The organism is Paraburkholderia xenovorans LB400, from assembly GCF_000013645.1.
Lineage (GTDB): Bacteria > Pseudomonadota > Gammaproteobacteria > Burkholderiales > Burkholderiaceae > Paraburkholderia > Paraburkholderia xenovorans.
This window is the reverse complement of record NC_007953.1, coordinates 409,184-421,397: the sequence shown is the minus strand read 5'-3', so window position 1 is coordinate 421,397 and position 12,214 is coordinate 409,184. Positions and strand designations below refer to the sequence as shown.

General features: G+C 59.5%; 10 protein-coding genes. 3 read left to right on the top strand and 7 right to left on the bottom strand.

Annotated features, from left to right (window positions below; genetic code table 11):
* Positions 1–31: 31 nt before the first annotated feature.
* The 5 genes from BXE_RS47990 to cadR all read right to left on the bottom strand — a co-directional run bounded on the left by BXE_RS47990 (position 32) and on the right by cadR (position 7,489).
* The gene (locus BXE_RS47990) at positions 32–1,840 is read right to left on the bottom strand and encodes an amino acid ABC transporter permease/ATP-binding protein (RefSeq protein WP_011493559.1); all 1,809 of its coding nucleotides are present in this window, start codon (positions 1,838–1,840) and stop codon (positions 32–34) included.
* Positions 1,841–1,871: 31 nt separating this feature from the next.
* The gene (locus BXE_RS38555) at positions 1,872–3,194 is read right to left on the bottom strand and encodes an LLM class flavin-dependent oxidoreductase (protein WP_040123550.1); all 1,323 of its coding nucleotides are present in this window, start codon (positions 3,192–3,194) and stop codon (positions 1,872–1,874) included.
* A 37-nt stretch (positions 3,195–3,231) separates the two neighbouring features.
* On the bottom strand, positions 3,232–4,233 hold the full coding sequence (locus BXE_RS38550; protein WP_011493557.1) for an LLM class flavin-dependent oxidoreductase: 1,002 nt from the start codon (positions 4,231–4,233) through the stop codon (positions 3,232–3,234).
* 137 nt (positions 4,234–4,370) lie between these two features.
* On the bottom strand, positions 4,371–6,899 hold the full coding sequence (locus BXE_RS38545) for a TonB-dependent receptor plug domain-containing protein (RefSeq protein ID WP_040123754.1): 2,529 nt from the start codon (positions 6,897–6,899) through the stop codon (positions 4,371–4,373).
* Positions 6,900–7,081: 182 nt separating this feature from the next.
* Positions 7,082–7,489, bottom strand: coding sequence for a Cd(II)/Pb(II)-responsive transcriptional regulator (gene cadR, locus BXE_RS38540; protein WP_011487781.1), 408 nt, complete (start codon positions 7,487–7,489; stop codon positions 7,082–7,084).
* Between the two features lie 95 nt (positions 7,490–7,584).
* Between cadR and BXE_RS38535 the strand changes: the two genes are divergently transcribed.
* From BXE_RS38535 to BXE_RS38525, 3 genes are read left to right on the top strand one after another with little or no spacing between them, the layout of a single operon-like run.
* Positions 7,585–8,481, top strand: a complete 897-nt coding sequence (locus BXE_RS38535) for a cation transporter (RefSeq protein WP_004574643.1) — start codon at positions 7,585–7,587, stop codon at positions 8,479–8,481.
* 3 nt (positions 8,482–8,484) lie between these two features.
* A complete protein-coding gene (gene lspA / locus BXE_RS38530) occupies positions 8,485–8,997 on the top strand; it encodes a signal peptidase II (RefSeq protein WP_004863699.1) in 513 nt (170 codons plus the stop codon).
* A gap of 21 nt (positions 8,998–9,018) precedes the next feature.
* On the top strand, positions 9,019–10,308 hold the full coding sequence (locus BXE_RS38525; RefSeq protein ID WP_004574636.1) for an ISL3-like element ISPpu12 family transposase: 1,290 nt from the start codon (positions 9,019–9,021) through the stop codon (positions 10,306–10,308).
* A gap of 126 nt (positions 10,309–10,434) precedes the next feature.
* Here the strand turns inward: BXE_RS38525 and BXE_RS38520 are convergent, their stop codons facing one another.
* Together BXE_RS38520 and BXE_RS38515 are read right to left on the bottom strand one after the other, a co-directional pair.
* Entirely contained in the window at positions 10,435–11,376 is a 942-nt protein-coding gene (locus BXE_RS38520) for an ABC transporter substrate-binding protein (protein WP_011493555.1), read from the bottom strand.
* A gap of 52 nt (positions 11,377–11,428) precedes the next feature.
* Positions 11,429–11,977, bottom strand: a complete 549-nt coding sequence (locus BXE_RS38515; protein ID WP_011493554.1) for a GNAT family N-acetyltransferase — start codon at positions 11,975–11,977, stop codon at positions 11,429–11,431.
* Positions 11,978–12,214: the final 237 nt, after the last annotated feature.

The window sequence follows — 12,214 nt, the reverse complement described above, 5'->3', positions numbered from 1 at the left end:
TCGAATGGCAGTATTTAAGGCGCCGGAAGTGCTACAGCACCTTGGAAAGAAATTCGCGGGTGCGAGGGTGAGCCGGATTGCCAAGCACTCGGGCCGGTGGACCGGATTCTATGATGCGTCCGCCGTCCATGAATACGATCGTGTCGGCGACCTCGCGCGCGAACCCGATCTCGTGCGTGACAATGATCAGCGTCGTGCCGGAACGCGCAAGCTGGCGAATCACATCGAGCACCTCGTTGACGAGCTCCGGATCGAGTGCCGACGTCGGCTCGTCAAATAGAAGAACCTTCGGCTTTAGCGCAAGCGCGCGAGCGATCGCCACGCGCTGCTGCTGGCCTCCAGATAGCTGGCGCGGCCACGCGTCAGCCTTGCCGGTGAGTCCCACGCGCGCGAGTAGCGTGCGCGCTTCCGCCTCGGCCCGAGCGCGCGGCACACCGGCCGCCAGCGGTGCCTCGACGACGTTCTCGAGCACAGTCAGGTGCGGGAACAGGTTGAAGCTCTGGAACACCATCCCAACGTCAGCGCGGCGCCGCTCCAGAATGTCCTTTTCCTTGAGCTCGTAGAGCGTGCGCCCTTCCCGGCGATACCCGACCAGTTCGCCATCAATGTCGATGAAGCCATCGTCGACGCGTTCAAGGTGATTGATCGAGCGCAGCAGGGTCGACTTGCCCGAGCCCGATTGGCCGAGGATCACAGTGACGCTTCCCGATGGAAACGCCAGCGAGACGTCGTCGAGCACCTTCAGCGTACCGAAGCTCTTCGACACGTTATGGATACCCACCTTGCCGCCAACACGCAGTTGCGCCCAGCCCGCCGTGCCCGCTTCAGCTGCAGAACGATCCTGCCCTGCTGGCGGTGCAATTCCTTCTCTCCGTGCGGCGCGTGCGCCACCCCACCGCCCGAACAGCGCGGTCAGCGGCGAGTTCACCACCGGCTCGCGCGTCGCGCCGCGGGCGTAGTACCGTTCGATATGAACCTGGATTGCCGACAGCGCGGTCAGGATGACCAGATACCAGACGGTTGCGACCATCAACAGCGGGATAACCTCAAGGTTGCGGTGATAGATGATCTGCACCGTGTAGAACAGGTCTGGCATCGCGAGGATGTAGACGACCGAGGTGCCTTTCGCCAAGCCAATTACGTCGTTGAACGCGGTCGGCAGAATCGCGCGCATCGCCTGCGGCAGCACGATGCGCCGCACCTGACGGCCGCCCGGCAAGCCGAGTGCGGCGGCCGCTTCACGTTGCCCCTGATCGACGGACAGGATCCCCCCGCGGATCGCCTCTGCCGAAAACGCCGCAGCGTTCAGCGTGAGCCCGAGCACCGCAGCGAAGAATGGACTGATCAGGTTGGTGGTCGATTCATCCAGCAGTGTGATGTGCGTGAACGGCACACCGATCCAGATCGTCTCGTACAGATAGCCGAGGTTGTTCAGCAGAAGCAGCAGCACGATCGGCGGGATCGAGCGAAACAGCCAGATGAACGCCCACGCACAGCCAGTCAGCAACGGCGAACGGGATACACGCGCGAGAGCAAGCGGGATCGCAAACGCAAAGCCAAAGAGCGCGCTGAGCGCCGTGAGCACGAGCGTCCGACCAAGGCCAGAGAGCACCGGCCCGGCGAAAAACCACTCTGCAAAGACGCCCCAGCCCCAGCGCGGATTACCCAGTACCGAATTCAGTACGACACCGATCAGCACGATGGCCAGCACCGTTCCGGCTGTGCGCGCATGATGTCTTGCCGGAACGATCCGATAGTGTGCGTATTCGCGATCTGCCGCGTCTTCGTTCAGGTGGCCCGCGCGGGTGGAACCGGCAAGCCGCTGGCTGGTGTCGCTCATGATCCGGCCCTCCTGTGTTGCGCGCCCGTCGTCATGACGTTTCCACCTTCGCGTAGCGGCTCTCGCGGCGCGGCAAGCCGAGGTGATCGCGCAGCGTTGTCCCGGTCAGCGTACGGCTGTAGCGGCCACGTGCCTCCAGCGCCGGAATCACGTATTGGACGAAATCGGCGAATCCCTCGGCTTGCACCGGGAAGCCGAGAATGAAGCCGTCGGCCGCACCGGCATCGAACCAGCGGATCAGCTCGTCGGCGATCTGCTCGCCAGTACCGATGAACTGCGTTTTCGGCGTCGCCACTTCCAGCGCGACCTCGCGCAGCGTGGAACCCGTGCGCTTGGCGTCGGCCTTGATGCGATCGGTCGCCGAACGGAAGCTGTTTGTGCCAAGCTCGCCCAGATCCGGGAATGGCTCGTCGAGCGGGTATTGCGTAAAGTCGTGGTGCTCAAAGAAGCGCCCCAGATATGCGAGCGCATCGTCGATGGTCAGCAGGTCGCGGATCGCGCGATACTTCGCGTCGGCTTCGGCCGCCGTCTCGCCGACGATCGGGCCAATGCCTGGAAAGATCTTTACGTCCGTCGCCTCGCGCCCGTGCTCGATCGCGCTCTGGCGTACCCGCTCTGAAAATTGCCGCGTTTCCTCAAGCGATGGCGAAGGCGTGAACACCGCATCCGCGTACTTGCCGGCAAGTGCGATCCCCGAATCCGACGCGCCTGCCTGGAAGATCACGGGCTGACCCTGCGGCGAGCGCTGGATATTGATCGGACCGGCAACCTGGAAGAACCGGCCCTTGTGATCGAGCGTATGCAGCTTGTCGCGGTCGAAGAAGCGCCCGCTCTTGCGCTCGCGCACGAACGCATCGTCATCCCAACTGTCCCACAGTCCCTGTACCACCTCCAGGTATTCGTCGGCTATTTCGTAGCGCAGTTCGTGATCCGGATGCTCCCCACCATAGTTCTTCGCGGAACCCTCAAGCGGCGACGTGACGACGTTCCAACCCGCACGGCCGCCGCTGATGAGGTCGAGCGACGCGAACTGCCGCGCCACGGTAAATGGATGGCTGTACGAAGTCGAAAGCGTACCCGCAAGACCGATCTTCGAGGTCGCGGTCGCCAGCGCCGACAGGATCGAGATCGGCTCGAAGCGGTTCAGGAAGTGGGGAATCGATTTCTCGTTGATATAGAGGCCATCGGCCACGAATGCGAACGCAACACCGTTGGCTTCGGCCTTCTGCGCGATGCCGGTGATGAAATCGAGGTTGACGCTGGCATCCGCAGGTCCGGCGGGATGCTTCCACGAATTCATGTGGCCACCTGCACCGTGCAGCATGATGCCGAAAGTAAGATTTCGCTGGTTCATGTCTTGATCCATTAAACGGGAATGGGAGGCGAAAAAATCAGACTCGCGCGGCCTGCTCCGCACCGGCCAGCGCTTCTACCGAAGCCAGGCGCAATGCGTAGTCCGCAACCGGGCTGTCAAGCACGAATTCCTCGATGCCAAAGCGTTCGTGCAATGCGTTGAGTTCCTGGCGCACATCGTCGGACGTGCCGGTGATGAGGTGCGGATGCAATTCGTCAATCCGGTAGTCCGTCACGCCAACCTGGCGGGCGAACTCTGCAGCTGCCTCGGAACTGCCGAGATTGACACTCTGCCCGGTTGAGAGCTGCAGCTTGAAAATACGCAGCGGTCCGACCTGACGTTCGGCCTCGGCCTTCGACTCCGCTGCAAAAGCGTAGAGCGCGAGCAGCGGCGCGCGACCGGTCGCGCTGCGATAGGTGTCAATCGAACGCTTCAGGTTAGCCTCGTCGCGATTGAAATGGCCGGCATAGCAGAACTGCCAGCCGTGCTGCGCGGCGAGCGCCGCGCTCTCAGGGCTGCCTCCTAGCAGGAAGCCCTGCGCAGACTCCGGCGGCGTGGGCAGCGCAACTGCCCCCGCCAGCGGGTGATCTTCGGCGACGCCAAACTTCAGGAACGCGTCGAGCTCAGCGAGCTGATGCGCGAAATCGGGCTTCTTCGCCTTGTCGTGAAACCATTGCAGCGCTCGCGTCGTCAACGGCAACCCGCCCGGGGCCTTGCCAACGCCGAGATCAACGCGACCCGGCGCCAGTGATGCAAGCACCCGGAACGACTCCGCAACCTTGAAAGGGCTGTAATGCTGAAGCATTACGCCGCCGGAGCCAACCCGGATGCGCGATGTGTGCGCGAGCAGATGGGACACGACAATCTCCGGTGCGGAACTGGCGAGCCCTGACGCCCCGTGGTGCTCGGCGATCCAGTAACGCTTGTAACCCAACGCCTCTGCGCGCTGCGCAAGCCGGACCGTAAAGCGCAGCGCATCATACGCACTTGTTCCGTCGGCGATCGGACTCTTGTCGAGAATCGAAAGTGAATAGGACATATCGGACCCTTCCAGGGCACCAGCAGGTGCATTGGGAAAAAGTTTCAGGAGATTTTCTGAACGACACCGCTCATTCCATTATCGCTATCGGGGTTCGACATCGTTCGAGCAAATTTTGCTATGCATATCAAGAAATCTCAGAACTGGTAACGGGCACGCAGGTAGTAAAAACCACCGTTCTCGCCGATCGTGGAAGCAAATGAGTCGTACTGCGAGCCTTCGAGTTGCGCCTCGTAGGGCAATTTATTCGGGTACACGTTGAAGAGGTTGTTGGCCCCCACCGCTATCTGGAATTTGTTCGTCACGTCGTAACGGACCTCGAGGTCGGTGATGTACCTCGCCGCATTCTCGAAATGGAGAAATTGCGTCGTCGAGAAAGCATTGGGCCCGACGATGTACGTTTCCTGGCTCGACGTAGAGCCATAACGTGTCTCGTGCAAGGTCACCCCCCACTTGCCGCTATGCCACGTGCCGCCGATGATGATCTTGTTCTTTGGCGTTGACGTGCTCAGCCAGCCGATCTGCTGCGCATTGAGTTCGGGCTGACCGTTCGCTCCGGCCGACACATGCTTGACCGAGGTGTTGTTGATGTTCACGCCCAGATCCCAGTCCACCTGCCCATACTCTCCAAAGCCCGTATGGTAGGTACCGGTCAGGTCGATCCCGCGAGTACGCGTGCTCGCGCCGTTCGTGAAGTAACTCGCGGAGACGGCTGATGCAGGGACCGTACCCGGCACTGACAGTCCAGCGGCCCCCATCGCTGCGATCGCGGCCTGGCCCGACGCCGTCCCGCCTTCGACGATCCGGTTGCGGATGTCGATCTGGTAAGCGTCGATCGTCAGATTCAGGTTCTTTACAGGCGTCAGCACGAGGCCGACGTTGTAGTTGGTCGACTCTTCCGGTTTCAGCGACTGGGCGCCGATCAGCCTTGCCGCCGCCGAGTTGGCTGCCAGAAGGCCGCTGACCGATGCCGGCGACACGTTGACGTTGCTGTAATACTCCTCGGCCAGCGACGGCGCCCGAAATCCCGTACTGACGCTGCCACGCACGGCGATCTGCGGCGTAAAGTCGTAGCGTGTCGAAATCTTGCCGTTATGGGTATCGCCGACATCGCTGTAATGCTCGAAGCGCCCTGCCAGATCAACCGTCCATTTCGGTGCCAGGTGAGTCGACAGGTCGATATACGTGCCTAGCACGTTGCGCGAGTTGTCACTCGCACTGACGGGGGCAAGCCCCGGCAGCGCCTGGGCGCCACCCAACAGATAGGAATACTCATCGCCCGAGCCGATCGTATAAGTCTCGCGCCGCTGTTCCACACCGAACGACACATTTACCGGTGCCGCCAGCAGCGGAAGATGGAACGCTCGCGAGAAATCCAGATTGTTCGTCAGTTGCGTGTTGCTGACAGTCACCAGACGAAAGCTGGTCGGTGTGAACCCCTGGGCGGCGTAGAGTCCGGTGTTGGCGGAGTCGGTCAATCCCATTCCATCATGGTCGCCGCCATAGGTCGTGCTCAGATCCCAGGACCAGCCGAGCAGATTCTGGCCCTTGACACCCGCGGTGACTGAATAGTCGTTCTCGTTGACCGTCTCCGTCGGCACGAAGCCGTTGGGATACACCGTGGGAAGGACTGAAGGCGCGCGGTAGTTCTGGTAGGCCTGTGCGTCGCGATGCGCATAGGTGCCAAAACCATACAGTTCCACATCGTCGCCGAGGTAATACCCTGCGTTAAAGCCCACCGATTCGCGCGTGCTGGCCGGATCGCCCTCGATCGGATTGCGGAAACCATGCCCCGGCTGGAACTCCCCGAAGTTATCGTCTGGTCCGGTCCGCACCGTATGGTTCTGGCGATCATATTCCGCCGCCAGGTCGAGGTATCCGCGATCACCAAGATTCAGGCCGATATTGGCGGACTCGCCGTTCTTCAAGCCGTCGCCCGCATAGGTCTGGCCGGTCGTCGTCTGTAGCGTCCCCCCTCGCGAATTTTTCTTCAGGATGATGTTGATCACGCCGGCAATCGCATCCGATCCGTACTGTGCAGACGCACCGTCACGCAGGATTTCGATGTGGTCGATAAGCCCAACCGGGATCATGTCGACGTCGACACCAGTCGAACCCTGGTTCAGACCGCCGTCAAGGGCGATATTCGCCGTGGTATGGCGACGCTTGCCATTCACCAGCACCAGCACGTGATCCGGGGTCAGGCCGTGCAGCGACAGCGCATCAGTCAGTTGCGCCGTATCGCCGGCATAGGTTTCCCGCGAGATCGACGGTGACAGCTTGACGAGCGCATCCCGAAGGCTGCTCTGCCCGGTGGCCTGTAGTTGCGCACCGCTGATTACATCCACCGGGGTCAGGCTCTGGCTCGCCTTCGTGGTGGTGCGTGTGCCGGTCACCACCACGGTATCCTGCTGCACCGTATCGACAGAGCCAGGCTGCCTCCCCGCAGGCGGCCGGGCCATGGACTGACTGGTCGCGGGCGGCGCCGGGGCCGGCGATGTTTGCGTGGGCTGAGCCTCGGGTGCCGCAGCAAAGACGTCGCTCGCTTCCGTCGGTGCAGTCGCGCCCTGCGCCCATGCCGCACCGTTGCACGTGATTGCCAGCATGGCAACCGGCAGCATTTTCCGACGCCCTCCAATGACGGGCTGGCCGGCCCGATTCTTCATGTTTTCCACGCGCATCGGCTGTCCCGTTGGTTATAGGTGGATACGAGGCTCCAGTACGCTGGCTTAAACAAGCCATGTTCGAAGCAATTATTTTGGGGTAAGCGGATTAAATGGTTGATCTTACCTTTGCATGAGAGTGAGACAGACCGGCATCTCATCGGATTATCTGGTTGATGCTTCACCTACTGCTGGTGCATGTTTCCTTCGCTAATTCCAGCAAGAACCCCACACGCCTCAACTTCCCGGTCATCGTTGCAACTCGCTCTCAGTGAAACGAGTTGTTTCTCAAGCGCTTGCAGAGCGGTTATCTGCGACCGCACATGAGAGATGTGATCATCGAGCAAGGCGTTGACGGCGGCACAAGGCTGATGAGGGTCGTCCTGATAGCTCTGTAGTTCGTGAATCTCAGCCAGTGACAGGCCCAGGATTCTGCAGCGACGGATGAAGGCCAGCCCCTCACCATGCTTCTCGGTATAGACACGGTAACCGTTGTCCTGCCGATCAGGCGGCGGCAACAAGCCCTGCTGTTCATAGAAGCGGATCGTCTGTGTTTCGACCCCTACCAACTGCGCCAACTGACCAATGCGCATCAGCCTCCTCCCCAACGGATTCTTTACTCTATTGACCTTATAGTAGCTTTATAGTTTTAAATGGTACCACAACATTGTTCAAGTGGAGTCGTATCATGAGCAAATCCTGTGGTGGCGCCTGTGGCGGTGATGCAACGTCCGCAGCGGATACCGATATACAGGCCTCCTCCGAGGCGCCAGGGAGATGGGTCAGTGTTTATGCCGTGCCGAAGATGGACTGTCCATCAGAAGAACGAATGATTCGCCTAGCCCTGAACGGCTTTGAGGAGATTCGGGCGCTGTCCTTCGACTTGTCGAACCGCCGGCTGAAGGTCGTGCATGACGGCGAGGTCGAGCCCGTCACCTCGAAACTGAAGACCTTGGGGCTAGGCGCCTCGCTTCAGGAAACCGTCGCTGCAAATCCGGAGACCATCAAGGCCGCCGAGTTTTCGGCAGCTTCTGCTAAGCAAGAATCCGGGACCCTGCGCTGGTTGCTCGGCATCAATGCACTTCTGTTCGTGGTGGAAATGACTGCCGGTCTGATCGCCCAGTCCACCGGCCTGATTGGAGAATCCCTGGACAATTTTGCCGATGCGGCGGTGTACGGGCTTGCCCTTTATGCGGTTGGACATAGCGTGAAAATGCAGGTACGTGCCGCGCATCTTGCTGGTGTACTGCAACTGATCTTGGCTGTGGGCGTGCTCGTAGAGGTGGTGAGACGCTTTGTATTCGGTAGTGAGCCTGAATCGCTGGTGATGATGGCTATCGCATTCGTCGCATTGATTGCCAATACCAGTTGTCTGCTGCTCATATCCAAACATCGGGAAGGCGGGGCGCACATGAAGGCAAGCTGGATATTCTCGGCCAACGACGTGGTGATCAACCTGGGGGTCATCACCGCCGGCGCCCTGGTCGCGTGGACCGGTTCCAATTATCCGGATCTGATTATCGGCACCATCGCGGGGGGCATTGTACTTAACGGTGCCAGACGCATTTTGGCGTTGAAGGGTTAAATAATGCTCATTATTGGCAAAAAGCTCTCGCCGTATGCCCTATTGTCCATATCGGGCCTGCTGGCAGCGTCTGATCAGGCTGTAAAGTGGCTGGTGCAGCAATCAATGGCCTATGGCGAGTATGTTTCGGTGACCCCGTTCTTTAACTGGGTGCACCTATGGAACACCGGTGCCGCATTCAGTCTTTTTGCGAATGGTGGAGGCTGGCAGCGCTACTTTTTTATCGGAATCGCGGTAGTGGTCTCGATTTTTCTGATCAAGCTGATCCTTGAAAATCGTCATAAAGGAGAAGCCATCGCTTACAGTCTTATCCTCGGTGGCGCCATGGGCAACCTGATTGACCGGGTCTTTCGCGGCTATGTTGTGGATTCCTTTGATTTCTATTGGCGAGACTGGCATTGGCCGGCCTTCAACCTGGCTGATATTGCAATTGTCCTCGGTGCCTTACTTTTCGTTTCCAGCAGCTTGTTGGGTAAAAAAGCAAACACCAATGCCGAGCCGGATGGATCTGACTGACACCTACGCCTATACAACACCATGACCGAACTTCCCGACAACATCCTTCACCTGCCGCAATACCAAGTACTGGGCTGCAAATCAACCGACGACGAAATGCACTTCCAGGTGGACGTGCCCGATCCCATCGCCTGCGAGGAATGCGGCGTGCAGGGTGAGTTCGTACGGTTCGGCAAGCGTGACGTTCCCTATCGTGATCTGCCCATCCACGGCAAGCGGGTCACTCTCTGGGTGGTCCGCCGCCGATACACCTGCCGGGCCTGCAAGACAACATTCAGGCCCCAGCTACCGGAGATGGTGGACGGATTCCGTATGACACTGCGGCTGCATGAGTACGTGGAGAAGGAATCCTTCAACCACCCCTACACCTTTGTGGCGGCACAGACCGGCCTGGACGAGAAGACGGTGCGCGACATCTTCAACGCCCGCGCCGAGTTCCTGGGGCGCTGGCACCGCTTCGAGACGCCCCGCATCCTGGGCATTGACGAGCTATACCTGAACAAGCGCTACCGCTGCATTCTGACCAACATTGAGGAGCGAACCCTGCTCGACCTGCTGGCCACCCGCCGCCAGGACGTGGTGACCAACTACCTGATGAAGCTGAAAGACCGGCAGAAGGTCGAGATCGTCAGCATGGACATGTGGAACCCCTACCGGGCAGCGGTCAAGGCTGTGCTGCCCCAGGCCCGTATCGTGGTCGATAAGTTCCATGTGGTGCGCATGGCCAACGATGCCCTAGAGAGAGTGCGCAAGGGCCTCAGAAAGGAGCTGAAACCGTCCCAGAGCCGGACTCTCAAGGGAGACCGGAAAATCCTGCTGAAACGCGCTCACGAAGTCTCAGACCGGGAGCGCCTCATCATGGAGACCTGGACAGGCGCGTTCCCGCAACTGCTGGCCGCCTACGAGCACAAGGAGCGCTTCTACGGCATCTGGGACGCCACCACACGGCTCCAGGCAGAAGCCGCCCTGGACGAGTGGATAGCCACCATCCCGAAGGGCCAAAAGGAAGTCTGGAGCGATCTGGTCAGGGCAGTGGGAAACTGGCGCGAAGAGACCATGACCTACTTCGAGACGGACATGCCCGTCACCAACGCTTACACGGAGTCCATCAACCGACTGGCCAAGGACAAGAACCGTGAAGGGCGCGGTTACTCCTTCGAGGTGATGCGGGCACGAATGCTCTACACCACGAAGCACAAGAAGAAGGCACCGACTGCGAAGGTCTCTCCTTTCTACAAGAAAACCATCGGTTACGGACTGCCGGACTTCGCAGAGGAACTCAACTACGGAGTCGATCTATCAACCATCTGAGGGTGGTATCAGATTGATGGGGTGAAGGTGCCCCATCAACCATTAAATCCGTATACCCTTATTTTGTATTACTGATTAGTCAGAGCAGATCATCGTCGAAGCAGCTACTACCGCTGCCTCAATGACTTAGCTTTTGGGTAGCCCTGGAGGATTCGTCTTCGCCGTATCGATCGCTTCGGAACCTAGATTCCAGCGGTCAAGTACCTGGGTGTATTTCCCGCTGCGAATGAGGTCGTTCAGCAGCAGCGTGAGTGGCGCAGCAAATCCACTACCCTTGCGCGTCGTGATCGCGACGTCTGCCAGAATCGGCCAACCGCCGCTGATGGTGCCGACTGCGCGCACCTCCCCTCTCTGCGCGGCCTCGTAGGCGAGAAACGAGTTGACGCTGAGGATTGCGTCAGCACGCCCCGAGCGCAGCGCCACATCCCTCACGGCGAGATCGTCATAATACTGAACCTGCACCGACTTCAGCCCGCGCGCAACGTTTTCCTTGTTCCATTCGAGCAGGATCTTTTCCTGGTTCGTTCCTGAATCGGTAATGACACGTAGCCCGGCGACGTCCTTCGGCTCACGGATTGCCTTAATCGGGCTTGAGTTGGCCACGTAGAAACCGAGCACGTCACGCCGATAGGTCGAAAAGTCGAATTTCTCCTTGCGCTCCTCAGTAACAGTCACGTTCGACAAAATCGCGTCCACCCTGCCCGATTGCAGAGCGAGCGGCCAGTCCTCCCACGCGAGCACCACGATTTTCAGCTTGCGCCCCAAACCATCAGCTACCAGTTGTGCGAGGTCCGGGTCGAAACCGACCACCGTCTTCTCATCGGTCGCGTACGCAGCAAGCGGCGGCGCCCCCACTGTCATGCCGATAACCAGTTCGTCCTTTCCGACAAACGGAAACGATGGAGGTACGGCTTTGATTGCTGCAGCATCAGGCGTGGTCCGGACGCGGTCATGCTGGTCCGGACTCAGATTGAATGTGGTTGCCGCCAGCGCCGTGCCCACTATACCCATCGCCAATGCGGCCAACGTTCCGGCCACTGCCGACAGGATATTCCGGCTATGCTTCATGAGTTGATGTCCCGTTGAAATAGAAAGTTCGATTGAGGGATTACGCTCGTCGCTACGGTTGGCCGAGCGGCTCGGACTGGCGCAGATCGTCTAGCGAATCGGTGCGCCCCGGCTCCAGCAGATCCTTGCCGAACGGAAGACGAAAGTGGATCTCCGGCGCGATCGAACGATCGAACAACGGTTCGTAGCCCGTGTTGAGGTAGAGTCCGGACGCTTCCGGCTGCCTGAAGCCCGTGGTCAGATAGATGCGGCGGTATCCCTGGCGCCGAGCACGCGTCTCGAGTTCCGTCACGATGCGGCGAGCCACTCCCTGACGCCGCTGGTCGGCGCGCGTCCAGATACGCTTGAGCTCTGCGGTCGTCGCGTCATAGCGCTTGAATGCCCCGCCGCCGACCGTTTCCCCGTCAAGCACGATCACGATGAAAGCTCCCTCGGGTGGCGCGAACAATTCGGCCGGATAACGCACCAGTTCCTCACTCGCTGATGCAGCGCTGTCCGGCCGAAACTCGCGGTAGCGTGTCGCGTACTCGACCTGCAGTGCATCCAGGAGGGGCCGCGCAACTGGATCCAGCAGCGTGGCATCAATAATCTCGTAGCTCATGGCGGATAAAGGGATAACTCATACCCGTTGATCTTGTCGTTGAATATCTATCACGTCCGATCTGCATTACTGTCGAACTAAAAACACCATAACAGGCAGCCAATGAGGAATGAACCAAACATTTAACGAATCGTTATTCAAAGGAATCCGTATATATAATTCACACTATTATTTACTCTGTGACTACGCGATTTGAGTCGCTACCGCGCGATTTTCACCGCCGACGACGCGTGTCAA

What these genes read in the sequence shown, in the direction of transcription:
- BXE_RS38520 (WP_011493555.1), bottom strand. Translation starts at nt 11,376, where the DNA reads ATGAAGCATAGCCGGAATATCCTGTCGGCAGTGGCCGGAACGTTGGCC.
- BXE_RS47990 (WP_011493559.1), bottom strand. Translation starts at nt 1,840, where the DNA reads ATGAGCGACACCAGCCAGCGGCTTGCCGGTTCCACCCGCGCGGGCCAC.
- BXE_RS38550 (WP_011493557.1), bottom strand. Translation starts at nt 4,233, where the DNA reads ATGTCCTATTCACTTTCGATTCTCGACAAGAGTCCGATCGCCGACGGA.
- lspA (WP_004863699.1), top strand. Translation starts at nt 8,485, where the DNA reads ATGCTCATTATTGGCAAAAAGCTCTCGCCGTATGCCCTATTGTCCATA.
- BXE_RS38515 (WP_011493554.1), bottom strand. Translation starts at nt 11,977, where the DNA reads ATGAGCTACGAGATTATTGATGCCACGCTGCTGGATCCAGTTGCGCGG.
- BXE_RS38555 (WP_040123550.1), bottom strand. Translation starts at nt 3,194, where the DNA reads ATGAACCAGCGAAATCTTACTTTCGGCATCATGCTGCACGGTGCAGGT.
- cadR (WP_011487781.1), bottom strand. Translation starts at nt 7,489, where the DNA reads ATGCGCATTGGTCAGTTGGCGCAGTTGGTAGGGGTCGAAACACAGACG.
- BXE_RS38535 (WP_004574643.1), top strand. Translation starts at nt 7,585, where the DNA reads ATGAGCAAATCCTGTGGTGGCGCCTGTGGCGGTGATGCAACGTCCGCA.
- BXE_RS38545 (WP_040123754.1), bottom strand. Translation starts at nt 6,899, where the DNA reads ATGAAGAATCGGGCCGGCCAGCCCGTCATTGGAGGGCGTCGGAAAATG.
- BXE_RS38525 (WP_004574636.1), top strand. Translation starts at nt 9,019, where the DNA reads ATGACCGAACTTCCCGACAACATCCTTCACCTGCCGCAATACCAAGTA.